The 24446-nt window shown below is 59.3% G+C and carries 22 protein-coding genes; 11 read left to right on the forward strand and 11 right to left on the reverse strand.

Features of this window, described 5'->3' with window-relative positions; genetic code table 11:
* Window positions 1-49 precede the first annotated feature (49 nt).
* Complete coding sequence (locus Q0844_RS17630; protein WP_299047580.1) at window positions 50-1201, reverse strand: M24 family metallopeptidase; 1152 nt, start codon at window positions 1199-1201, stop codon at window positions 50-52.
* Window positions 1202-1393: 192 nt separating this feature from the next.
* Here Q0844_RS17630 and Q0844_RS17635 point away from each other — a divergent pair, with 192 nt between their 5' ends.
* The 5 genes from Q0844_RS17635 (at window position 1394) to Q0844_RS17655 (ending at window position 6596) form a co-directional block, all read left to right on the forward strand.
* Window positions 1394-2494, forward strand: a complete 1101-nt coding sequence (locus Q0844_RS17635) for an ABC transporter ATP-binding protein (RefSeq protein ID WP_299047581.1) — start codon at window positions 1394-1396, stop codon at window positions 2492-2494.
* An 81-nt stretch (window positions 2495-2575) separates the two neighbouring features.
* Window positions 2576-3685 carry an extracellular solute-binding protein gene (locus tag Q0844_RS17640; protein WP_299047582.1) on the forward strand — a complete coding sequence of 370 codons (1110 nt, stop codon included), beginning with the start codon at window positions 2576-2578 and terminating at the stop codon, window positions 3683-3685.
* Between the two features lie 91 nt (window positions 3686-3776).
* Window positions 3777-4064: a DUF1330 domain-containing protein gene (locus Q0844_RS17645; RefSeq protein ID WP_299047583.1), complete on the forward strand. Its 288-nt coding sequence runs from the start codon at window positions 3777-3779 to the stop codon at window positions 4062-4064.
* Window positions 4065-4067: 3 nt separating this feature from the next.
* Window positions 4068-5705: an ABC transporter permease gene (locus Q0844_RS17650; protein ID WP_299047585.1), complete on the forward strand. Its 1638-nt coding sequence runs from the start codon at window positions 4068-4070 to the stop codon at window positions 5703-5705.
* A 6-nt stretch (window positions 5706-5711) separates the two neighbouring features.
* Window positions 5712-6596, forward strand: a complete 885-nt coding sequence (locus tag Q0844_RS17655) for an ABC transporter permease (RefSeq protein WP_299047587.1) — start codon at window positions 5712-5714, stop codon at window positions 6594-6596.
* Window positions 6597-6689: 93 nt separating this feature from the next.
* On the opposite strand, the gene Q0844_RS17660 is transcribed toward Q0844_RS17655, so the two are convergent.
* Entirely contained in the window at window positions 6690-8057 is a 1368-nt protein-coding gene (locus tag Q0844_RS17660) for a lytic murein transglycosylase (RefSeq protein ID WP_299047588.1), read from the reverse strand.
* A 57-nt stretch (window positions 8058-8114) separates the two neighbouring features.
* Window positions 8115-8834: a YafY family protein gene (locus Q0844_RS17665; protein ID WP_299047589.1), complete on the reverse strand. Its 720-nt coding sequence runs from the start codon at window positions 8832-8834 to the stop codon at window positions 8115-8117.
* Window positions 8835-8917: 83 nt separating this feature from the next.
* Here Q0844_RS17665 and Q0844_RS17670 point away from each other — a divergent pair, with 83 nt between their 5' ends.
* Entirely contained in the window at window positions 8918-9610 is a 693-nt protein-coding gene (locus tag Q0844_RS17670) for a glutathione S-transferase family protein (protein ID WP_299047590.1), read from the forward strand.
* Here the strand turns inward: Q0844_RS17670 and rnr are convergent.
* Genes rnr through dapE form a run of 4 tightly spaced genes read right to left on the reverse strand, consistent with a single transcriptional unit; the run spans window position 9607 to window position 14024 of the window.
* Window positions 9607-11862 carry a ribonuclease R gene (gene rnr / locus Q0844_RS17675; protein ID WP_299047591.1) on the reverse strand — a complete coding sequence of 752 codons (2256 nt, stop codon included), beginning with the start codon at window positions 11860-11862 and terminating at the stop codon, window positions 9607-9609. The two genes, Q0844_RS17670 and rnr, sit on opposite strands and share 4 nt — an antisense overlap.
* A 31-nt stretch (window positions 11863-11893) precedes the next feature.
* Window positions 11894-12463, reverse strand: a complete 570-nt coding sequence (locus Q0844_RS17680; RefSeq protein ID WP_299047593.1) for a TIGR04282 family arsenosugar biosynthesis glycosyltransferase — start codon at window positions 12461-12463, stop codon at window positions 11894-11896.
* A complete protein-coding gene (locus tag Q0844_RS17685; protein ID WP_299047596.1) occupies window positions 12460-12882 on the reverse strand; it encodes a GNAT family N-acetyltransferase in 423 nt (140 codons plus the stop codon). Before Q0844_RS17685 ends, Q0844_RS17680 begins: the two co-directional genes overlap by 4 nt.
* A complete protein-coding gene (dapE, locus tag Q0844_RS17690; RefSeq protein WP_299047599.1) occupies window positions 12879-14024 on the reverse strand; it encodes a succinyl-diaminopimelate desuccinylase in 1146 nt (381 codons plus the stop codon). The genes Q0844_RS17685 and dapE overlap by 4 nt, the downstream gene beginning before the upstream one ends.
* A 246-nt stretch (window positions 14025-14270) precedes the next feature.
* On the opposite strand from dapE, the gene Q0844_RS17695 reads away from it, so the two are divergent.
* On the forward strand, window positions 14271-15869 hold the full coding sequence (locus Q0844_RS17695; protein ID WP_299047602.1) for a Hint domain-containing protein: 1599 nt from the start codon (window positions 14271-14273) through the stop codon (window positions 15867-15869).
* Window positions 15866-16945: a Hint domain-containing protein gene (locus Q0844_RS17700; protein ID WP_299047603.1), complete on the forward strand. Its 1080-nt coding sequence runs from the start codon at window positions 15866-15868 to the stop codon at window positions 16943-16945. The genes Q0844_RS17695 and Q0844_RS17700 overlap by 4 nt, the downstream gene beginning before the upstream one ends.
* A 16-nt stretch (window positions 16946-16961) precedes the next feature.
* Here Q0844_RS17700 and Q0844_RS17705 read toward each other — a convergent pair whose 3' ends face one another.
* The 3 genes from Q0844_RS17705 to Q0844_RS17715 form a co-directional block, all read right to left on the reverse strand.
* Window positions 16962-17951 (reverse strand): sterol desaturase family protein, encoded by a 990-nt coding sequence (locus Q0844_RS17705; RefSeq protein WP_299047605.1) that lies wholly within the window; start codon window positions 17949-17951, stop codon window positions 16962-16964.
* Window positions 17941-18696, reverse strand: a complete 756-nt coding sequence (locus Q0844_RS17710; protein ID WP_299047607.1) for a class II aldolase and adducin N-terminal domain-containing protein — start codon at window positions 18694-18696, stop codon at window positions 17941-17943. Before Q0844_RS17710 ends, Q0844_RS17705 begins: the two co-directional genes overlap by 11 nt.
* Before the next feature lie 80 nt (window positions 18697-18776).
* On the reverse strand, window positions 18777-19196 hold the full coding sequence (locus Q0844_RS17715; RefSeq protein WP_299047609.1) for a VOC family protein: 420 nt from the start codon (window positions 19194-19196) through the stop codon (window positions 18777-18779).
* A 116-nt stretch (window positions 19197-19312) separates the two neighbouring features.
* Here Q0844_RS17715 and ade point away from each other — a divergent pair, with 116 nt between their 5' ends.
* The 3 genes from ade to Q0844_RS17730 all read left to right on the forward strand — a co-directional run bounded on the left by ade (window position 19313) and on the right by Q0844_RS17730 (window position 23001).
* Window positions 19313-21115, forward strand: a complete 1803-nt coding sequence (gene ade, locus Q0844_RS17720; RefSeq protein WP_299047611.1) for an adenine deaminase — start codon at window positions 19313-19315, stop codon at window positions 21113-21115.
* The gene (locus Q0844_RS17725) at window positions 21112-22572 is read left to right on the forward strand and encodes an AMP nucleosidase (protein ID WP_299047614.1); all 1461 of its coding nucleotides are present in this window, start codon (window positions 21112-21114) and stop codon (window positions 22570-22572) included. Before ade ends, Q0844_RS17725 begins: the two co-directional genes overlap by 4 nt.
* A gap of 141 nt (window positions 22573-22713) precedes the next feature.
* Complete coding sequence (locus Q0844_RS17730) at window positions 22714-23001, forward strand: HU family DNA-binding protein (RefSeq protein ID WP_299047616.1); 288 nt, start codon at window positions 22714-22716, stop codon at window positions 22999-23001.
* 55 nt (window positions 23002-23056) lie between these two features.
* Here the strand turns inward: Q0844_RS17730 and Q0844_RS17735 are convergent, their stop codons facing one another.
* Complete coding sequence (locus Q0844_RS17735; protein ID WP_299047618.1) at window positions 23057-24427, reverse strand: DUF3179 domain-containing protein; 1371 nt, start codon at window positions 24425-24427, stop codon at window positions 23057-23059.
* Window positions 24428-24446 lie beyond the last annotated feature (19 nt).

The following is a 24446-nucleotide window of genomic DNA, read 5'->3' on the forward strand; positions in this document are numbered from 1 at the left end:
GCACAAAATATCCTCGGGGGGAGGCGAAGCCGGGGGGCAGACAGCCCCCCTATAGCTTGACGATCATGCCGCGCGGCCTGTTGCAAAAGCACGCGGCAGGACCGCTTTCCGTGATCCGAATGCTTTCGGTGATTGCCAGCCCCCAATCATCCATCCACAGACCCGGCATGAAGTGGAACGTCATGTTTGGCTCAAGCACGGTGTCATCTTCGGCCCTGAACGACGTTGTACGCTCGCCCCAATCGGGCGGATAGCTGAGCCCGATGGGATAGCCGCAACGCGCCGTCCGTTCGATCCCGACCTTTTTCAAGGCGCTGTTCAACGCCGCGGCGACGTCGCGTGTCTGGTTTCCCGCACGCGCCGCGTCAATGCCTGCTTCCAAACCTTCGATCACGGCGGCTTCGGCGCGCCTCATCTTGTCCGGTGGAACGCCCAGAAACACGGACCTGCACAGCGGCACATGGTAACGGCGGTAGCATCCAGCGATTTCCAATGTGGTCGCCTCACCCGCGCGAAATCCATCGCCATTCCATGTCAGATGCGGTGCTGCGGCATCGGCACCTGACGGTACCAAAGGCACAATCGCAGGGTAATCCCCCCAAGCCCCATCCACCCCGCGAATAGCGTCGCGGTAGGCTTCGGCCACGACCTCATTCTTTGGCACCCCCGGTGCGATCCGGTCGGCCATGCCGTCGATGACGGCTTCGGAAATGCGGGCGGCTTTGTGCATGAACCCAATCTCAGCCTCGGACTTGACAGCCCGGCACCAGTTCACGAGCGATGTCGCATCCGCCAGTACCAGTCCCGCGTCGGCCAGTACCGCATGCGCTTTGGCCGAATAGTAGTAGTTGTCCATCTCGACCCCGACACGCCCTGCCAGGCGAGGGGCGAGGTCTTGCATCGGGTGGCGAGTGGGCGTCTGAACGTACTGTTCATCATACCCGACCGCGCAGTCATCCCCCATCCATGCCGTCCGGCGCGCGCCTGCCACATCTTGCAACCGTCCCCACCATATCGGGTCGGCATGATGGGTCACAATTACCCCCTGATGCACATAGAAAGACCAGCCATCATAGCCCGTCAGCCACCCCATGTTCGACGGATCAGTGATCAGCAAGCAGTCCAGACTGCGGTCAGCCATCGCATTACGCACGCGATCAAGGCGGGTGCGATACTCCGCAATTTCAAAGGCATGTTCCATGATTCCCCCAACTCCCCCAATTGATCGTTGCGGGAACTTTGCCCGAAAACGCACATCAGTGCAGTGATTCCGACCGGATTGCGCTACCAACGCATGTTTTGTGTCATAGTTGGTTGCAATGCGTGGGCGGCCTCGGTTTAGTTTGCGCAAAGCGGCGGCATCAGACCGCTACAAAATAACGGGGAGCCAGATTTGGCCGACACTGCGACCGACCAGGCGTTCGTCGAATTCGAACGCGTGCAGAAAAGTTATGATGGCGAAATACTCGTCGTCAAAGATCTTAACCTCTCTATGCCTAAGGGCGAATTCCTGACGATGTTGGGGCCATCGGGGTCCGGTAAGACAACGTGCCTGATGATGCTTGCCGGGTTCGAGACAGCCACACATGGCGAAATCAAGCTGGGCGGCCGCCCCATCAACAATATTCCACCGCACAAACGTGGCATCGGCATGGTATTCCAGAACTATGCCTTGTTCCCACATATGACGGTCGCGGAAAATCTCAGCTTCCCGCTGGAAGTGCGCAAGATCAGCAAGTCCGATCGCGAGGAGAAGATCATGAGCGCGCTTGGAATGGTGCAGATGGAAGCCTTTGCAGGCCGTCGCCCCGCGCAATTGTCCGGCGGTCAACAGCAGCGTATTGCCTTGGCTCGCGCTTTGGTGTTCGAGCCTGAGCTTGTGCTTATGGACGAGCCGCTTGGCGCCCTCGACAAGCAACTGCGCGAGACATTGCAATTCGAGATTACGCGCCTGGCACACGATCTGGGGATCACAACGGTCTACGTGACCCATGACCAAACCGAAGCGCTGACCATGTCAGACCGGGTCGCCGTTTTCGATGATGGCCGAATCCAGCAATTGGCGCCGCCTGACCAACTGTATGAAGAGCCCGAAAACAGCTTCGTCGCGCAGTTCATTGGCGAAAACAACACGCTGATGGGCACGATCAGCAAAATCGCAGGTGACCGGTGCGAGGTCACGCTGGATGGCGGAGAGATCATCGACGCCAAGCCGGTAAACGTAACCGAGGTTGGCCAACGCACCCGTGTCTCGATCCGCCCGGAACGGGTCGAAATGAACAAGGACCGGTTGCAGCCTGACGTACACACGCTCAAGGCCGAAGTGCTGGAATTCATCTATATGGGCGACATTTTCCGCACGCGCTTGCGGGTCGCCGGAAACGACGATTTTGTCATCAAAACACGCAACGCCCCGGATCAGGTCCGCCTAACGCCGGGCACCCAGATCGAAATCGGGTGGTTGCCACAGGATTGCCGGGCCCTTGACGCCTGAGCAAGAGGAAGAAGGTCACGACGACGCCCGTGGTCCGGCCTTCGCACAATTCAAACGGGCGTTAACAATGGGAGTAAGTTCATGAAACTCACCAAGACCCTACTTGCCACGACAGCACTCACGCTGGCTTCGGGCACGGCATTTGCAGATGGCCATATGGCCAGCGACATGACCCTTGTCAGCTGGGGTGGTGCATACCAGTCCAGCCAGCAAAACGCCTATGTCGCGCCGTATCTCGAAAACAACCCGGGCGTCACCGCCGTATGGGACGAAAGCTCGGCCGAGGCCGTGGCAAAACTGCGCGCAATGAACGAGGCGGGCAGCGTCACGTGGGACGTCGTTGACGTTGTTGCGGCGGACGCGATCCGGCTGTGCGACGAAGGTCTGGCACTGGAAATCGACCCGGACGAAGATCTTGCAGCAGCGCCCGATGGCACATCGGCGGCGGACGACTTTGGCGACCTGCTGGTCAGCGACTGCTTTATCCCGCAGATCGTGTATTCGACCACATTCGGTTACCGAACCGATCTGGTCGGTGACACACCGCCAACATCCGTCTGCGCCGTGTTCGACACCGAAGCGTACCCCGGCAAGCGTTCGCTGGAAAAGCGCCCGATCAACAACATGGAATGGGCGCTGCTGTGCGACGGCGTGGCCAAGGACGACGTCTATGATGTGCTGGCAACCGACGAAGGCCAGCAGCAGGCGCTGGACAAGCTGGCAACGATCAAGGACGACGTGATCTGGTGGTCCGCCGGTGCCGACACGCCACAACTGCTGGCCGATGGCGAAGTTATCATGGGGTCGACCTATAACGGTCGCCTGTTTGCAGCCATCGAAGAGCAGGACCAGCCCATCGGCATGCTTTGGGACGCGCAGGTGTTCGACCTTGACGGTTGGATCATTCCCGCAGGTCTGAGCCCCGAGCGCGAAGCGCGTGCACGTGACTTCATCAAGTTCGCGACCGACACGCAGCGTCTGGCGGATCAGGCCAAGTACATCTCGTACGGTCCGGCCCGCGCATCGTCCGCGCCGCTGGTGGGCCAGCACGCGACGCTGGGCATCGACATGGCGCCGCACATGCCGACCGATCCGGAAAACGCCAAGAACACGTTCCTCTACAACTACGAGTTCTGGGCCGATTACCGCGACGACATCGACGCCAAGTTCCAGGCGTGGCTGGCACAGTAAGCCCGAGTTTGGCGGACGACATGTCCGCCTTGCCGCACAACAATCGCAAGGCGGGGATGTCCCCCGCCTTGCGCCACAAGGGGGAACGACCATGCCCAAAGGCTACATCATCGGCCACATCACCGTGAACGACCCAGAGGCGTACAAAGAGTATGTCGAAAGGGACACGCCGATCCTGCTGTCCCATGGCGCAGTGCCCCTGGTCCGCGGGGGCGAGGCGCAATCGATGGAAGGCCCGGAATTTTCCCGCCATGTCGTCTTTGAGTTTCCCACCTACGAGGCTGCCTTGGCTGCCTACAACGACCCGGACTACCAGGAGGTCATGAAGATTCGCCACCGGACTGCCACATCCATGATCGTTGTGGCAAAGGGGGCCTGATCGATGGCAGAGGTGATGCAAGCCGCTGACGGCACGCCATTGAAACGTAGCCTGGCGCGCGCACTGCGCCGCCAAAAAATACGCGCGCTGGCCCTGATTGCGCCGCTTCTTCTTTTTGTTCTGATCACATTTATCGTGCCGATTGCATCCATGCTGTTTCGGTCGGTCGAAAATGAAATTGTCGGCAATACGCTTCCCATGACGGTCGAGGCGCTCGCCGACTGGGACGCACGTTCGGGCGCATTGCCGGACGAAGCCGTGTTCGAAGCCATGTATTTTGACATGTTCCTCGCAGCCGAGGCCAAGCGCCATACGCGGCTCGGCACGCGCATGAATTACGAGCAGACGGGCGTGTCGTCCCTTTTCAGGCAAACGGGACGTGCGTTGGATGACATTGGCAAAGAAACGCAAAAACCGCTCGAACAGTTGAACGACGCGTGGAAAGACGGCGAGACATGGTACGGAATTTTCAACGCAACTGCCGATGCCGATACGGCACTTATGTCCCAGCAACGGGGGCGTGTTGCTGCGTTGACGGGCGCCTCTGCCGCAGGCGATGTGAACTTTGCCCCTGATGCACGTCTGTCTGAACTTCTGCCGCGCACGACGCGCGCCTACACGGCATGGGCGATCTTCACAGCAACCCAACAAGGGCGCGACCCGGCCACGCGGGACCCGTGGGAAGCCGTCGCAACGGCGCTGGCGTTGGATCTGAAAACGGCTGACTTGTCCGCATATGATGGGTCCGGTGCCGATCTTCTGGTTGAAGCGCAGGTTGCCAATCTTCCCGTTCCCGCACTGGCAGACGCCTTTGCCGATATGGACGAAGACTGGGGTGATGCGACGGTCTGGAAAACCATCCAGACCCATTCCGGCATATATACGTCCGGTTACTTCCTTAACGCCGTTGACGCACAAAAAACGCCGGACGGCATCGCATGGCAACCTGAGGAAAAGCAGATCCTGTTGACCCTCTTTGGCCGCACGATCTGGATGTCACTGCTGATCACGTTCTCCTGCATCGCGCTTGGCTATCCCATCGCGTGGTTGCTTGCGAACCTGCCAATGCGCAAGGCAAACATACTGCTGATCCTGGTCCTCCTACCATTCTGGACATCACTGCTGGTGCGCACGTCCGCATGGAAGGTCATGTTGCAGCAACAGGGAGTGATCAACGATGTGCTGGTCTGGGTCGGGCTGGTCGCGGATGACGGACGCCTTATCATGATCAACAACCAGTTCGGTACGATTGTCGCTATGACACATATCCTGCTGCCCTTCATGATCCTGCCGATGTATTCGGTGATGCAGACCATTCCGCCCAGTTATCTGCGGGCGGCCAAGTCCTTGGGCGCCACGAACTGGACGGCCTTCTGGCGAGTTTACTTCCCGCAATCTGTGCCGGGTATCGGGGCAGGCAGTATTCTCGTCTTCATCCTGTCCATTGGCTATTATATCACGCCGGAAATCGTGGGGGGGACCAAGGGTGTCTTCATCTCGAACCGGATCGCCTACCATATCTCGTCATCGCTCAACTGGGGCCTTGCCGCGGCGCTCGGAACCATCCTTCTGGCCGCTGTGCTTGTGCTCTATTGGGCCTATGACAAGATCGTGGGCATCGACAACGTCAAGCTGGGGTAACCGACCATGGGCCTTCCTCCATATGCCACACTGGGTCAACGGATCTGGTACTACAGCTTCCGAGTGATCTGTGGACTCATCTTTTTCTTCCTTGTGGCACCGATTGTCGTGGTCATGCCGCTGTCGTTCAACGCGCAGGACTTCTTTACCTTCACGCCTGAAATGCTGCGGCTGGATCCCGAAGGCTACTCGCTCAAACACTACCGGGACTTCTTCACCAACCCGCAATGGCAGCTGGCCCTCAAAAACTCGCTGATCATTGCACCGCTGGCCACCATCATCTCCGTCAGCCTTGGCACATTGGCAGCCATCGGCCTCAGCCAAAGCCACGTGCCGTTTAAGGGGACGATCATGGCGATCCTGATCTCACCCATGATCGTACCGCTGATCATCTCGGCCACGGGAATGTTCTTTTTCTACGCGCAACTCGGCAACTGGATGGAAGGCACCCTGGGCCTCGACAAGGGGTTCGTAGGCTACGTCAAGGTTGTGCTGGCCCACGCCGTGCTAGGTATTCCGTTCGTAATCATCACAGTCACCGCCACTCTGGTCGGCTTCGACCGCTCGCTCACCCGTGCGGCTGCGAACATGGGCGCTGGCCCGGTCACAACCTTCTTCCGGGTACAAATGCCTCTGATCCTGCCAGGCGTCATCTCCGGCGGCCTCTTCGCCTTTATCACCAGCTTCGATGAGGTTGTCGTCGTTCTGTTCGTCGGCTCCGCCAGCCAGAAAACTCTGCCGTGGCAAATGTTCATCGGCCTGCGCGAACAGATCAGCCCCACAATCCTGGCGGTTGCGACAATCCTCGTAGTGATCTCGATCGCGCTTCTTACCACGGTCGAACTGCTCCGCCGCCGCAGTGAACGCCTGCGTGGCATGTCACCCGGATAGGCGTTTCTTTCGGCTGAAAATATCCCGGGGAGTTTGAGGGGCAGAGCCCCTCATTCATTCACATGAATCGTGTCGCGGCACGCGTCCTTTGGATCACCGCAAACGCATCAGCAGGCTCAGGGATGCATAGCCGTCCGCAGTCAAACCTTGCGATTGCTGGTAAGCGCGCACGGCGTCCAATGTCTTGGGTCCAATCTTGCCATCGACACCTTGGGTATCAAAGCCAGCAGCCGTCAGCAGTCGTTGCATTTCCTGCCGTTCGGAAAAAGTAAGGGCCCGATCTCCACGCGGCCAATCGGCCTGAAAAGGCGGACCGCCACCGATGCGATCGCTGAGATGTCCGACACCAATGACATACGCATCCGCCGCGTTGTACCGCTCGATCACCTCGAAATTCTTGAAAACCATCAAGGCCACCCCGTTGGTCCCTGCAGGCAACAGGATCGATGCGTCGCCATAATTCGGCACCGGCTTGCCGTCGACGCCCATGACACCCAGACGCGCCCATTGTGCTGGGCTGCGTTTCACCTGGCGGTTGGCAGAGGCGTAGTTGAAGGACTGCGGCAAACGCACCTCGACACCCCAGGGCTGGCCCTTGATCCAGCCAAAGCGTGACAGATAGGCTGCGGTGGATGCCAGGGCATCTGTTGGGTCATCTGACCAGATGTCTCGCTTCCCGTCGCCCGTGAAATCGACCGCATAGTCCAGGTACGAGGTCGGAATGAACTGTGTGTGCCCCATCGCCCCGGCCCATGATCCGGTCATGTTTCGTGGACTGGTGTCGCCGCTTTGCAAAATCTTCAGGGCCGCAACAAGCTGTCCTTCAAAGAACGCGCCACGCCGACCATCATGGGCAAGGGTAGCAAGGCTTTGCACAACGTCGTTGGACCCACGGAAACTGCCATAGTTGCTTTCCAGTCCCCAAACCGCCACGACCACTTCCTTGGCAACGCCATACCGCGCCTCGATCGCGTCAAGTGTTCGAGCATGTGTGCGCAGCGCGTCCTTGCCATTGCGTACACGGCTGTCAGACGCTGCACTGTCCAGATAGTCCCATATCGTCTTGGTGAATTCGGATTGATTGCGGTCGCGCTTGATCACGTCAGCGTCGTAGCGCACGCCCCGGAATGCCCGGTCAAAGGTGGTGCCGCTGATACCCTCACGTATCGCCTGGCTGCGAAACTGTGCGATCCACTGCTGAAACGCCGGGTCCTTGGCTGACGGCTGGCGGGGCGTCGATGCGTCCCGGGTCAGGGCCACCGGACGCAATTGCGGCCGCATCACCGCCGCGGTCGACACCGCGACAGGCGACAGCGTCTGCGCGCGCGCCACCGTTTCCCCCACCGGTCGCAACTCAGGTCGAATTGAAGACGGAACGGGCTGTGAAACCGCCGCTCCCACCAGAAAAAGCGCGCCGATTGTCGCGCCAAGGGTGACTGCCCACCGCATATTGTGCCTCATGCTCGCTTGTACCGCGTTTTCTACAGTCTAGCGAAAAGTGGCCCCACGGCAAAGGGATCAGTCAAAATGAGCGCGGTCCTTCGCCACTTCATGCACTTCGGCGCGGATGCGGGCCAGGTGATCGCGCAGCAATGACACCCTGTGCGGTCGAAAGCTTTGGTCGGTCACGTTCAAGTCATCCATGCGGTCCAGCCGGAAGACGCGAAAGTCTTCGCGCAAATGACACCAGGCCAAAAGCACATTGGTGTTTTCCATATAGACGATGCCCAATGGTTTCACAGTCCGCTCGGTCTGATCGCCCTTTGCATCCTGATAGGCAAAGCGCACGCTCAGTTCATCCCACGCGGCCTGGCGCAAATGTGCCACGTCAATGCGCGGAGGGTCGGGTCGCCAATACCGGCGCGCGTCAAGAACCGCATGCTTCAACCGGTGTGCCTGTTTCGGTGGCACCCGCGCTTGTATCTTTGCCAACGCAGAGGTCGCCGCCTTCGCAAGCGCAGGGTCCGCGATCACGGCGACATCCCGCAGACCCAGAACCAGTGCTTCCAATTCGTCATCTTCAAATCCCAAAGGGGGCAGCGACGCGTCCTCGATCAGTGTAAATCCAAAACCCGCCTCGCCATCAATCACAGCGCCAAGCCCGCGCAATTCATCAATGTCGCGGTAGATCGTGCGCAGCGACACATCCATTTCATGGGCCAGCGATTGCGCCGTGATGGGCGGCGTAAGACGACGCAGTGTTTGCATCAATTGGAAAAGGCGATGTGTTCTGGTCATGGTCCAGTCATATCACATGTACTGTCAATTTCTGACAGCACACAGCGCTATCTCAAGTCCAGATTTCATTCCAGGAGAGAAAGATGCTGACCCTTGTGACTTATCCTCCCGCCTTCGGCCAACCCAGTGGCAGCCCGTTCTGCGTCAAGGCGCTGTACCTTCTGAACCTGTCCGGACTGCCCTGGCAACGCAAAGACACCGCAGACCCGCGCAACTGGCCCAAGGGCAAGCTGCCTGCACTTTGGGTCGATGACGAAATCATCGGTGACAGCGACAACATCCGCATCTGGCTGGAAGAGCGTGGCGCTCATTTCGATGCCGGGCTCAGTGATCTTGATCGTGCCACATCCCGCGCGTTCATTCGGATGGCAGAGGAACATATGTATTTCCATGTCGTAATGGACCGCTGGGGCGACAAGGCCGTTTGGCCATTGGTTAGAGACACATATTTTGCTGCCATGCCCACATTTCTGCGCAAGTTCATCACCCGTGGCATACGTCGGGTGTTGTTGCGCGGAATGGATGCCCAGGGGCTCGGACGTCTGACTGCCGGCGAACGCCTGGAACGGATCGAACCCGACTTGCAAGCCATCTCTGATCGCCTTTGGCACGGACCGTTCCTGTTCGGAAAAGCACCAAGTGCGGCAGATGCGAGCGTGGCTGCCATGCTGGGGGCGATGGCGTCGACGCCAGGCGGCACAGCCCTGTCGCGCCGTGTGCAACAGGATGTCATGCTTGTCGATTACATGCGCAGGGTCGAGGCAGCGCTGGGTTAGCGCCGCTTGCGGCTGACCTTTCGCTTGGCCTTGTCCGACCGTCGCTTGGCCTTGGCGGGCTTGCGTCGTGGGCTGCGGCCCGCCGGGCTTTGACGTCCGCGCGGCAGCGATTCCCCGTCAAGCGCCAACAGTTCGAGAGCAATCCCGCCGGTCACCGGTACGGCCTCGGCCAGGCGTACCGTCGCACGTTGGCCTAGGCTGATGACCAGTCCGGTGTCCGACCCCATCAACGTATTCGCGTCCCGATCAAAATGAAAATACTCGGCGCCGATGGACCGCATGGGCACCAGCCCATCGGCACCGCTGTCATCAAGCTTCACAAAGATGCCGAATTTTGCGATCCCGGCGACCCGCCCCTCCAGCTCGTCGCCGACCCGTTCGCTCAGATAGGCGGCCAGGTAGCGATCCGTCGTATCCCGTTCAGCCACCATTGACCGACGTTCCGTTCCAGAGATGTGGGTCCCCGTCTTCTCAAGCCCTTCGACATCATCGGGCGTCAACCCATCCATGCCCCATCCATGCGCTGCAATCAGCGCGCGGTGCACGATCAAGTCAGCATAGCGCCTGATCGGGGACGTGAAATGCGCATAGCTGCGCAGCGCAAGGCCAAAATGCCCGAAATTCTGCGGGCTGTAATAGGCTTGGGTCATGGACCGCAGGGTCGAGATATTGATCAGTTCGGCATCGTCAGTGTCTGCGGCCTGAGACAGCAAGCGGTTCAGATGTGCGGTTTTCAGAACCTGGCCTTTCGCCAGCGTCAGGCCTGCGGCCTGTGCCGTCTCGCGCAGGCTATCCAACTTGTCGGGCGACGGTTCTTCGTGCACCCGAAACAAGAGCGGCGATGACTTCGCGATCAGCGTTTCGGCAGCAGCCACATTCGCCAGCACCATGAATTCTTCGATCAGGCGGTGCGCATCCAGCCTGTCCTTGAACGCAACGGACCTGACCGTGCCATCCTCGGCCAGAACGATCTGACGTTCCGGAAGGTCCAGCTCCAGCGGCTGACGCGACTTGCGTGCCTCAACAAGCGCTGCATATGCCGCGTAAAGCGGACGTATACCAGTCTCTAACAAAGGCAATGTGCGGTCGTTTGGATGTCCGTCAATGGCTGCCTGCACCTCTTCATAGTGCAGCGAAGCCGGCGACCGCATCAGGCCACGGTGAAAGCTGTGCCCGATCTTTTTACCTTGCGCATCAACCCGCATTCGCACCGCAATACAGGCGCGCGGCACGCCTTCGTGCAGCGAACACAAGTCCCCCGACAGCCTGTCCGGCAGCATCGGCACAACGCGATCCGGGAAATAGGTCGAATTGCCCCGCTTCTTCGCCTCGCGATCCAAGGCGGATCCGGGCGTCACATAGGCCGCAACATCCGCAATCGCGACCCAGATGATGTGCCCGCCCTGGTTCTTGGGGTCGTCATCTGCATGAGCATAACACGCGTCATCATGGTCCCGGGCATCCGACGGATCAATCGTGACCAGCGGCAGATCGCGCAGGTCTTCACGGCCCTTCAGGCCAGCCGGTTTCTTGGCATCCGCTTCGGCAATGACCGGATCGGGAAACGCATCGGGTATCCCATGTTCGTGAATGGCGATCAGCGATACGGCCTTGGGCGCGGACGGATCGCCCAATCGTTCGACAATACGGGCCCTTGGCAAACCGATGCGTCCCTTGGGGCCCGCCTGTTCCGCCTCGACCAGTTCGCCATCCTTGGCGCCATGTGTCGCGCCGGCGGGCACGGACCACTCCTTGTCGCTGCCCTTGTCTACCGGCAGGATCCGCCCCCCTTCGGCCCCAGCGCGAAACACGCCAAGGATACGGCGCGGGTTTGTCCCGATGCGACGGATCAACCGTGCTTCGTAATGGTGGTCGTCTTGCTTGACCAATGTCAGACGCGCCAGGATACGATCACCGGCGCCCAGCGCCGGATCTGAGGCGCGCGGCAAAACCAGAATGCGGGGCTCCACCCCCTCACCTTGCCATTCCATCGGGCGCGCAAACAGATCGCCATTATCATCAGGGGCTTCTACCTGCAAAACGCTGACCGGCGGCAGTCGATCGGGATCCTGATATGTCTTCTTGCGCTTCTCAAGGTGACCGTCGGCCTCCAACTCCTTGAGCAGGCGTTTGAGGTCTATCCGCGCTGCACCCTTGATCCCGAAAGCCTTGGCGATATCGCGTTTGGCGGTCAGGGTCGGGTTCGCGGATATCCAATCAAGAATTTCGGCTTTGGTGGGAATTCGGCTCATGAAATCGGGGTAACATGCACGCGCAAGGCCGTCATGGCAAATCGTCTACGGTGTCAATATCAGCAAGCGTATCAACTAGCGCAATACGACGATACCCCAATGCTGTCCGGCTGTCGGCCAAGGCGTGTTCCGTGGACCACCGCACACCGTCGAGGGCAGAACAGGCCAGTTTAGAGCCTGATTTAACCCCGATCAGCCAATACCCGCCATCTGGCGCAGGCCCGAACACTGCGTCGTGGTTTCCAAGCGCGGCAAAAGCCCGCGCGACGCGAATTCTGTCAACTTCGGGGATATCTGCACCAATCACACATACCGCTCCGCCAGCCTGCCGCATCATGCGGATCATGCGGTCGCCCAGATTGCCGGGCCCCTGCGGCCAACGCGGAAGATGAGCAGGCCATATACGCGATTTCATCCCGTCTTGGTCAGGCGTAACAGCCAGCACGACGCGCCAGCGCGGGTCTTCAATCCTCCTCAGCAGACGTCGCACCTGGTGCCGAAACCACCAGGCGGCAGCAACCATGCCAATGTCCCGTCCCAACCGCGTCTTGACCCGCCCCGGCCGGGGTATCTTGAGCATCACGACCAGTGTGGGTGTCACAGTGGCCGCTCCATGTCCCGATGGGGGATGCCCGCATCGTCATAGAGGGGTCCAAACGCGACAAAACCCAATCGTTCGTAGAACGCCAGAGCATGCGTTTGCGCGCCAAGCTTGGCAGTCGTCACACCTTTGTGTTGCCGGGCAACCTCAAGACAGGTTTTGATAATGGCAGCACCCAGTCCCGTCCCGCGCCCGTTACGCAGCACACAGACACGCCCGATCTTGGCAGTTGACCCTTCAATCAGGATGCGCGCACACCCCATGGGCACACCGTCCACACAGGCCAGAACATGAAGAGCATTGGCGTCGCGGCCATCCACTTCGTCCGCTTCGCTAACCCCCTGCTCTTCGATAAAGACGGCGCGGCGCAGCGCGTGGCAGGTTGCCAGATCCTGTGTCTGGACGATGGTCCAGCTCATGCAAAATAGTCCTGCAATATCCGGGAATAGATGGATTTCAGTTGGTGTACATGTTCGACACGGACATGTTCGTCCACTTTGTGCATGGATTGCCCGACAAGCCCGAATTCGACGACAGGGCAGTGATCTTTGACAAAGCGGGCGTCAGACGTGCCGCCAGAGGTGCTGAGTACCGGGGCAACCCCAGTTTCCGCCTCAACGGCTCGTGCGACAAGGTCGGAAAGCGGTCCGGGCGGCGTTAGAAAGCTCTCGCCCGAGATTGTGACGCGCATGTCGATCTTGACACCATAAGACGACGCAATTGCGTCCGCCTGCGCCCCAAGCCATGTTGTCAGGCTGTCACCGGAATGCGTGTCGTTGAACCGGATATTCACCGTACCGCGCGCTTCTGCAGGAATGACATTCGTTGCGGGATTTCCCGTGTCCACCGTCACCACAGCCAAAGTCGAAGGGTCAAAGTGATCCGTGCCGGTGTCCAATGTGTGACTGGCAAGTTGGTCCATCAAGCGCATCAGCGGCGGCAGCGGGTTCTTGGCGCGGTGCGGATAGGCGGAATGGCCCTGCACCCCGGTGATCGTGAACCAGGCTGTCATCGACCCGCGCCGCCCGATCTTCATCATCTCGCCCATGTGTTCGGGACACGTTGGCTCTCCGACCAGGCAAACCGTCATCGCTTCGTTTTGAACGGCCATGTAGTCAAGCAATGCCAGCGTGCCATCGGTGGCGTCGCCTTCTTCGTCACCGGTGATGGCCAGAATGATCGCCCCCTCGGGCGGCTTTGATGACACAAGATCAACAGCCGCCGCGGCAAAGGCTGCAACGCCGGATTTCATATCTGTGGTCCCCCTGCCAAACATGGTGCCGTCATGTATTTCGGCGCCGAACGGGGGCCGCGACCAATCACCAGGGTTGCCGACGGGCACGACGTCGGTGTGGCCGTTAAAGCCAAAGGTGCGCGGATGCCCGTTGGGTCCAAAGCGGGCGAACAGATTGCGAATGCCACCGCGATCCGCCCAGGCACACTCAAACCCCGCCTCTGACAGCAGTCTGTGCAATACATCAAGCGCACCTGCATCTTCGGGTGTCACGGATGGGCACCGCACCAGATCAGCGGTGAGCGCAACAGGATCAACAGGTTGCATAGGCTGCTCCCAAACTAAGATGTGGCGAAAAGGACGCGGGCCGCGCCTTGCACCGACGGGACAGTTAACAGGCCATAAATTCCTGTGCTAGTGTACACGCAATAATATGACCCGAGGCAGGGCATCAGCAGTCCGGTCGCCAACGTGCGGCCACGAAAGTGCAAAAATGCGCACACCGTATGACACGCGGATCAACCGCGTGCGCTGCGTCTGTTCTGTCCGCAAGATTTTGGGGTGGGGTAGACTATGCCGGCATCAGAACTTCCGATCCAGACGGTGCGCGAAGGCGTTAACGCAGAAGACATGGCAAATGCCATCTTTGGCGATGGCGTGTTTGTGGATTCAGCCACGTACACAGGCGACATCGACAGCGCGGGGATCTACTCGAACGGCGACTCGGTTTCGCCAGGAGCCACGCCATCCGACACCGGGGTGATCCTGTCGACGGGCAACGCGGAGAGCTTTACGAATTCATCAGGACAGGAAAATCAGTCCAACAGCACATCAACGAACACGTCCGGCCAGAACAACAACGCGCAGTTCAATGCAGCTGCGGGCGCCCGCACATTCGATGCCTCGTACCTGGATGTGAACTTTATCCCCGATGGCAACCTGATGACGATGCAATTCGTGTTCAGTTCGGAAGAATATCCGGAATTTCAGAACTCGGTCTATCAAGACTTTGTCGGGGTGTGGGTCAACGGCCAGCTGGTCGAAATGGAAGTGGGTGATGGCGACACCGACCCGGGCAACATCAACACGACCAACAACATCAACATGTTCGTCGACAACACAAACGACGATTACAACACCGAGATGGATGGCTTTACCATCACGCTGACCCTGACCATGGTGGTCAATCCGGGTCAGATGAACAACATCCGGATCGGCATCGCCGATGTGTCCGACAACCAATACGATTCAAACCTGCTGATTGCCGCGGATTCGGTGCAAACCGCGCTCGTGGCCGTGGGCGACGATGTCGATGTCTTTCCGGATGGCAGTAAAACCTTCAACGTGCTCGACAACGATGTGTCGCCCAATGGCAGCGTTCTGACCATCACCCACATCAACGGACAACCCGTCAGCTATGACCCGGTCACGGGGATTGGCACGACCATCACGCTGCCCACAGGCCAACAGGTCACCATTGGTCCGAACGGCGAACTGACCGTTGTCGGGGACGGCGACGAAGAGAATTTCAACTTCACCTACACGGTGACCGACGGCGCCAACACCGACACCGGATTTGTGAATGCGACGTCAGTGCCCTGCTTTGTCGCGGGGACGCTGATTGCCACGCCAGACGGTGAGGTTCCGGTCGAAACCCTGACAGCAGGGGATCTGGTCACTACGCAAGATGAAGGCGCACAGCCCTTGCGATGGATCGGGACGCGCACGGTTCCCGCGCAAAACCAATACGCCCCAATACTGATCCGGGCGGGCACCTTTGGGCAGCATGACGATGTCATGGTGTCACCGCTGCACCGTGTCCTGATCCGCGACAGCCTGGCCGAATTGCTGTTTGGCGAAGGCGAAGTGTTGGTGGCGGCCAAGGATCTGGTCAACGACCGCTCCGTCACGCGGCAGGAAGGCGGGATGGTCACCTATGTCCATCTGATGTTTGACAAGCACCAGGTTGTGTTTTCGGGTGGACTGGCCACCGAAAGCTTCTTGCCTGGTCCCCAAACGACCAAAAGCCTGGAACGCGAAATCGTGGAGGAGATCTGTGACATCTTCCCCGAGCTTGACCCAAGCACCGGGGGCGGATACGGGCAAGCCGCCCGCCGTACATTGCGCGGATACGAGGCCGGATTGTGGCGCAAGGCAAGGGCCGCTGCATGAGCTGGTTGGGCGTCACCAATCACGAGGATGGCCGATTTTCGAAATCCGGGCTGGATCAAAAAACACTGGCGCCGCGGCAAGGCACAATGCTGGAACGCGGCACGCTCATGTTCGAAACGCGAGTTGCCGGACATGAACGGCCGCATGACCTTGTCGGTATGTCGCACCCGTTTCCATGGCCGCGGGAATTGGCATTTCGTGCAATCCCCGGCGGCGGTATTGCCATGCTGCACCGACACAACACTGACATTTCGCACGCGGCCATTCGGTGGGCGAATGACGGGCGCGCCTACACCTTGCGCGTCACCTATGCGTGGAATGCGCCCGAAGGGTGGGGCCGACTGGCGCTGGAACGCCCCGAAGGCAATCGCATCATCAGCCGCCCGGTTCACATGCCGAAAGCCTTCATGACAGATGACTTGCGCGACATCGCGTTGGCGCACCCCGCCCGGACCCTGTCCAAAGAGGTGCTGTTTGCGGCCATCAGCGATCAGGTGCAACCCATCGGGCCCATGCCCAGCCTGCATCCCGCAACACCGATCGCAACGCCGCGTGGCTACAAACCGGCCGAAAGCTTGCGGCGCGGCGATACTGTCATCACCGGCAACGGCGACATCGTTCCCGTTCTGCATGTCGTCCGGCACACGGTGCCCGCGCGCGGCAGCTTTGCCCCGGTTCGGTTGCGCGCACCCTATTTCGGTCTGGACCGCGACATTGTGGTCGCCCCTGAACAACGCCTCGTCCTGCGCGGATCAGAAGTTGAATACAACTTTGGGCAAGAGGCGGTGCTGGTCCCCGCCCGCCATCTGGTCAATGGACAGGCCGCCATGTGGGGTGACGCCAAGAGCACCATGGATTACGTGCAGGTCATCCTGCCGGGACACGAGGCCATTGTCGCTGCGGGCTGCGCTTTGGAAAGCCTTTACATCGGGCGTATTCGCCGCGACGCCGAACGATTGGATGCGAGTGTGCTTGGTGACGTGCCCAGTCGCCTGCTGCCCGAACACGCCCGGCCCATCCACCAGGTCCTTGGCCCGTTCGAGGCCATTACATTGGTCGATCAGCGCGCGGCATAGCGCCATAACCCAAATGTCAGGTGTACATCTGCGTCTTGCGGGCGCGCGCCTCGTCCGTCGCCCGCCCGGTGCCATCATGGTAGCTGCCGAACCAGCGATCCCAAGGCATTTCGACTGTGCCGTAGTTACATTCGAAATAACGGTGGTGCAGCTGATGAAAATACACCCCCATCCGCATCTGTCGCGTGTCCTTGACCACCAATTCTTCGAACCCTGAATGACTGAAAACGGGGTGCGTTGATTGCACGTACCCGTGGAACATTACGTGCAAGGGATGGCTCGGCACAATCAGGTGGATAGCGAAGTTGGTGTAGAACATCAGATGTTCGACCGGATGCATCGCGATACCTGACCATGGCCCGACATTGACGTTGCGGTGATGCAGCGCGTGGGCCAGCTTGTACAGCGGCGGCCAGTGCAAGGCGCGATGCACCCAATAAAAGTGAAAACTGGACCAGATCGGCAGCAGGACAAAGAACGCGACAAACCAGACGGGATTGTCCGGGAAAAAGACGGATGGCGCATAGCCATTTGCCATCATCCAAAACACGCCGATTTGCGCGAGGCTCCACAAAGTGATCCCGCTGACGATGTGCCAGAACATGTTGTCCAGAACCTGATTGTTGAAGGTGAAAGACCCGTTGTTCCGGTTCTGGTCACGTGGGTCGAACTTGGTTGCATTCCCCTGCCCTTTGCGTGCGATCAGCCAGTAGTGCAATGCACCAGCGATGATGCATTGGGGCACAAGGTTGGCGAGCCACACACGGATCATCCAACCAGGCTGGAAGGTCTGCATCGTCTCTAATGCAGGCAAGATCGTGAAATACGCGCCAAGTGCGAGGGCAAAGCACAAGGTCGTTGTCGATATTTCAAGCCAGAAGGCCGCATACCATTTGAAGATGGCGTAGGGTTTGAGCGGCCATTGGAACAACGGGTTCTGCGCCAGGGGGGTTGGCGGGCGGTGGTTCCAGCGGCCCGCTTCGCGACTTTCTGTGTCAGTTGGCATAGGTTGATCCTTCCTCGTCCAGAATGGCCTTGAGTTCCGCGAGGTGTCGCAGGTCCTGCTCCGGGTACGTTTCGATCTCCTGTGCCGTCTTTTCGGCAATCTCATCCGGGATCACCCGCAAAGGCCTGCCGGTCTGCAAGGCCAGAAGATAGGTTTGACAGGCCCGCTCGAAATAGAACATGCGGTTGAAGGTTTCGGCCACCGTGTCGCCGATGACCATGATCCCGTGATTGCCCATAACCATGACCCTTTTTTTCGGATCATCGAACAACCTGGCACAGCGCTCCCCCTCTTCTTCGAAGGCAAGTCCGCCGTAATCCTCGTCCACCACAACACGGTTGAAGAACATGCATCCGTTTTGGTCGACCGGTGGCAACGTGCTGTCGGCCAGGGCGGCAAGGGCCGTGGCATAGGGTGAATGGACATGCATGGCACATCTTGCATGCGCGCAGTGCCGGTGCATGCCACCGTGCAGGCCCCACGCGGTCGGATCGGGTGCGTCGGGCCCATCCATGCTGGCGGGGTCGTTCGCATCCACCACGATCAGGTCCGATGCCTTGATACGCGAAAAATGCATCTGGTTGGGGTTCATCAGGAACTTGGTGCCGTCATCGTTGATGGCGAGGGAGAAGTGGTTCGCGACCGCTTCATGCATGTTCAATCGTACGGTCCAGCGAAAGGCTGCGGCCAGGTCCACGCGGTCTTGCCAGTGGTCCATGTTGGGACGAATTTCGGTAACGTTCATGCGGCTCTCCCTTCTGTCTGCGGGGATGCTGCACGGCCATGACCGCTTTGATCAACTCAAAAGCCTGTTCTGTCCGCGACCTATTTCGGGCGTGAGGGAACCCAGGCATACCCGTTTTTGCACAGAATGTAGGCTTCGCGCAGACCATGGGGCTTGTCCGTTGGCTCTTGCAGGATGGACGCGCCGATATCCGATGCGCGGGCAACGGCCGCGTCGGGATCGGTCTGGTACAACTGAATTTCGATGCCGGCGCCACGCGGCGGATTTTCAGGAAGCAGGCCCAAAAGAGGGTGCGAATGGTATGTCCCATCGCTGTGCAACTGAAACACGACATCGCCGTGCGACATGATCGCAAAATCGCTTGTCGGCTGATAGGCTCTCATGCCGAATACAGTCTCTAAAAAGGCAATCTGGGCCGCAACATCGCGCACCAGAAGGTTCAAGCCGATGCCACGCAGGCTGCGGCCAAAGCCGTCTGCATCTATTGAATCATAGTCCATAAGGTCAGCATTGTTGATATATTTTGATCGGTCAAGTCCCGCCGGAAACCGTGACAGTTTGGCGACAAGTGCCCGCCCCCTCTTGCGCCTCCTTCCGAAACTTGATTATTTGGGACATGGAACATGACCTTTTCCCGTCCTGGCCCGATGTTGCCCCCGATCTAGTGAATGTCGCCGCAGGCCGCACGCCCGCGGACATGGTCATTCGTGGCGGTGTCTGGGTGAACGTGCACACACGAGAAACCCTGCCAGACCATGACATCGCCATCAAACATGGGCGCATCGCTTGTATTTTGCCGGATGCAAGCGGCCAGATCGGTCCCGAAACCGAAATCATCGAAGCCAAGGGTCGCTACATGATCCCCGGCTTGTGCGACGGACACATGCACATCGAATCCGGTATGTTGACCCCCGCCGAATTTGCCGCTGCCGTCATTCCGCATGGCACCACCACGATGTTCACCGACCCGCACGAAATCGCCAATGTCCTTGGCCTCGAAGGCGTGCGGTTGATGCATGACGAGGCGCTGATGCAGCCCGTCAACATCTGGACCCAGATGCCCTCGTGTGCGCCATCCGCGCCGGGGATGGAGACGACAGGATACGAGATCAGCACCAAAGATGTGGTCGAAGCCATGGGATGGCCCGGTATCATCGGACTGGGAGAGATGATGAATTTCCCCGGCATGGCCGCCGCCGACCCCCAGATGCTGGCCGAGGTGGCGGCAACGCAACGTGCGGGCAAGACAGTGGGCGGGCACTATGCCTCGCCGGACTTGGGACCGGATTTCGCCGCCTATGTGGCGGGTGGCCCTGCCGATGACCACGAAGGCACATGCGAGGCAGACGCTATTGCCCGGATGCGCCAAGGCATGCGGTCCATGATCCGACTGGGCAGCGCGTGGTATGACGTGGAAACGCAGATCACCGCGATCACGGACAAGGGGCTTGACCCCAGAAACATGATCCTGTGCACCGACGACTGCCATTCCGGTACGCTGATCAATGACGGGCATATGAACCGCGTGGTGCGCCACGCGATTGAATGCGGCTGTGATCCACTGGTTGCGCTGCAAATGGCAACGATCAATACGGCGACGCATTTCGGACTGGAGCGTGAGATCGGGTCGCTGACACCCGGGCGCCGCGCAGACGTGATCCTGACTTCGGACCTCAGGGCCTTGCCTGTTGAACAGGTCATCGCGCGCGGAAAAACAGTCTCTGTATCAGGGAATTTGACCGTGGACTGTCCGCATCTCGACTGGCCGACCAAGGCCCGTCAGACCGTGAACATGGGCGCGCCCAAGACTGCCTCCGACTTCGAAATCGCAGCGCCCGAGGGGCGCAATTCCGTCACTGCCAACGTCATCGGCGTTGTCGAAAACCAGGCACCAACCAAGGCACTGAAGAGGGACATGCCCGTCAGCGACGGCAAGGTCGAGCCGCACGGGGACACCTGCCAGATCGCTCTGGTCGAACGGCACCGGGCGACAGGTAGCGTTACAAACGCGCTGGTGTCGGGCTTCAATTACCAGGGCAAGATGGCTATGGCGTCGACCGTGGCGCATGACAGCCATCACATGATTGTCGTGGGCACCGACCGGGATCAGATGGCCTTGGCCGCCAATCGTCTTGCCGACGTGGGCGGGGGCATCACCATTTTTCGGGACGGCGAAGAACTGGCGCTTGTCGAATTGCCCATTGCGGGCCTCATGTCCGACAGCCCCGCACGCGAGGTGGCGGCCAAAGCCGACAAGATGGTGCAGGCCATGGTCGATTGCGGCTGCACCCTCAACAATGCGTATATGCAGCATTCGCTGCTGGCGCTTGTCGTTATTCCTGAACTGCGCATCTCTGACCTTGGACTGGTCGATGTGCGCACGTTTGATTTCATTCCCATACTCGAGCCAACAACATGAAAACACTAGAACAGGCCGCACACGGCCACACCGAATTTCACGATGCCAAGGCCGCAGTGGCCCATCTCGAAGAGTTATATAATGATGCGGTCCAGTTCCTGAGCCGGGAGTTCCAGCACGCGATGGAACATGGCGCGTCAGAAGGGCGGATCAGAGCCTATTATCCGGAAATCCGCTTCACGACCTCAACCTATGCCGGTGTCGATACGCGGCTCAGCTTTGGTCACGTGTCAGACCCCGGAACATATGCCACAACTGTCACCCGGCCCGACCTGTTCCGGAACTACCTGACGCAACAGATCGGATTGCTGATCACCAACCACGATCAGCCGGTGGAAATCGGCTATTCCACGACGCCGATGCCGGTACACTTTGCCGTTGCGCACGACCCCGATATCACGGTGCCGCAACAAGGTGCCGCGACCTTCCCCTTGCGGGACGTGTTTGACGTGCCGGATCTGACCAACACGAACGATGATATCGTGAACGGCACCTATGAATCGACCGATGGGATCGGGCCACTGGCCCCCTTTACTGCCCAGCGCATCGACTACTCACTGGCGCGCCTTACACACTATACAGCGACGGATGCGCATCATTTTCAGAACCATGTGCTGTTCACGAACTACCAGTTCTATGTGTCCGAGTTCGAAGCTTACGCACGTCAGCAACTCAACGATCCCGACAGTGGCTATACCTCGTTCGTATCCACCGGCAACGCCGAGATCACAACAGGCGACCAGCCCCTGGAGACAAGCCTGAAGATGCCGCAAATGCCCACCTACCACCTCAAACGTGCGGATGGGTCCGGCATCACATTGGTCAATATCGGTGTTGGTCCGTCGAATGCCAAAACGGCCACGGACCATATTGCAGTGCTGCGCCCGCATGCCTGGCTGATGGTCGGGCACTGTGCCGGTTTGCGCAACTCGCAGGCGCTTGGCGACTTTGTGCTGGCACATGCTTACCTTCGTGAAGACAACGTGCTGGACGCCGACCTGCCGCCTTGGGTTCCGATCCCCGCACTGGCCGAAATCCAGATCGCCTTGGAACAGGCCGTCGCGCAGACGACCAAACTGGAAGGTTACGAACTGAAGCGCATCATGCGGACCGGCACGGTTGCCAGTTATGATGACCGGAACTGGGAATTGCGGGACCAGCATGGTCCGGTGCAACGCCTGTCGCAGTCCCGTGCCATTGCGTTGGACATGGAAAGCGCCACGATTGCCGCAAATGGGTACAGGTTTCGCGTGCCCTACGGCACCTTGCTCTGCGTATCAGACAAGCCGTTGCATGGCGAATTGAAGCTGCCGGGCATGGCTTCGAACTTCTATAAAGAGCAGGTCGCCCGCCATTTGATGATCGGAATCCACGCGATGGAGCATCTGCGCACCATGCCGCTGGAACGCATTCACAGCCGGAAATTGCGCTCGTTCGAGGAAACAGCCTTCCTCTGATCGGGCTGAAACGGCGAAAAACAGCGGAAAAGCCGCCATTTTGGCTTGCCAAGGGCCACTATTCGTTGTGTGTTCGCACAACATTCCGTTACACTACGGTTCAGAGGCCCAAGTTGTCGGGCAGACGAAGGAGACCATGAAATGGCAAAACCAATGACAAAAACCCAACTCGTCGCCGCGCTGGCCGAGAAGATGGACACAGACAAGAAATCGGCAAGCAGTGCGCTGGACGCGATCTGCGGCCTGATCACGGACGAAGTGTCGGGCGGCGGTGCAGTGACCCTGCCGGGTGTTGGCAAAATCTATTGCCGCGAACGCCCCGAGCGTATGGTGCGCAACCCTGCCACCGGCGAACAGTTCAAGAAAGAAGCGGACAAGGTTGTGAAGATGACCATCGCGAAAGCGCTCAAGGACAGCGTGAACGGCTAAGGCCCGACGTCCCAAAGATTTTCGAAGGGTCGCCCGTTGGGCGGCCCTTTTTCGTTCAACCATCAAACACCGTCGCCGCGTCGCCCAGGTAATTGTCCCAGGCAAACCAATAGCTGATGTGCCCGGCCACACGTTCAAATCGCGCGCCATCGGGTCCGATCACCGCGTTTTCGGTAACCCGCCATGTGACCCCCGTCTGATCCACGATCCTGCCGCCAGACTGACGGAAGGTGCGATCACCGCGTTCATAGGCACGCACGCTGCGCTTGTCCGTATCGCCAATCAGCAACAGCGGTGTCCCCGCGATCTCGTCATTGATGATCGGTCGCTCTTTGAAGGCATCCAGCGGCCATGCACGGGCGGCACCGAACTGGCGCACAGCAAAGATGTAATCCTTTTGCGCATGCCGGTTCTGATCCACCAAGGCCGGGAACATCAGGTCAGGTGACGCAAAATAGTCATTATAGACCACACCCGACCCATAGTTGCGCCGATGCCCGGTATTGAGGCTCAGCACTCTGGTTGAGGGGTTCGACGCAGTCCAACTGGCCCATGTCGTGATTACCACTGGGCGTTGTTTCAACTCGATCCCGCTATTGACCAAGGGGCCAACCACCGGTTTACCCGTCCACTGGTTCCACAGGGAATGCGTCTCGCGGTCGAACATCAGCTTGTTGGATCGGTATAGAAACCCGGACGAGCCGAAGATCAGTGGTTGGGACCGGCCCGCCACCTCAGTTTCAAACAGGATGCCCGCCCCGCACAACGTACAATAGGCGAGCGCGACCGGCACGCCCCCGATCACTTCGTTGAACATCTCGTGCCACCCCATGATCCGTAGGGGATAGGCGCGCACATCGCCATTGATGGACACACCAAAGACCAGATCATCACCGCGCAAATAGTCGGCGTCCCCAGCAGCAATCAGGTCAGGGTTGTCGAGCGACGGGATCCCGTCCTTGACCACACCGCCCCAGGCGATTTCTTCCAGCCGGATTTTCATGCGCTCGGGTTGGATGTATTCCAGCCGCAAGAAGTCGTCGAAGTCGTCGTCAACGCGCAACAGCACATCGCGTTTGAACTGGATATAGGCGGGATGCGGCACCACTTGGGGGTTCCGTTCCTGCCACAGCATCCATTCAAACCAGTCTGTATCGTGGGTTTCGCCGGTGATGGCGTTCAAGGTCTCGCCAATGGGTAATCCGCGGTCGCGCGAAAACCGCAAGGACTGGATCAACCCGGCGGCCATATCCGGGTTGCCACGCTGGCTGATCTGGCTGATGGCCGCGTTGAACTCGGACGTAGTGCCGAACAGGGGCGCGCGGTGCAGCGCCAGAAAGTCGGGTTCGGATTGCGCCAGGGCCATGCGCGGTGCCAGCGCGCTGGACAGCGTCATGCCTGTAAAGGCGCGGCGGGTCAGGGTCATTGCAAAGCTCCTTTGCGTT

The organism is uncultured Tateyamaria sp., assembly GCF_947503465.1.
In the GTDB taxonomy this organism is placed as follows: domain Bacteria; phylum Pseudomonadota; class Alphaproteobacteria; order Rhodobacterales; family Rhodobacteraceae; genus Tateyamaria.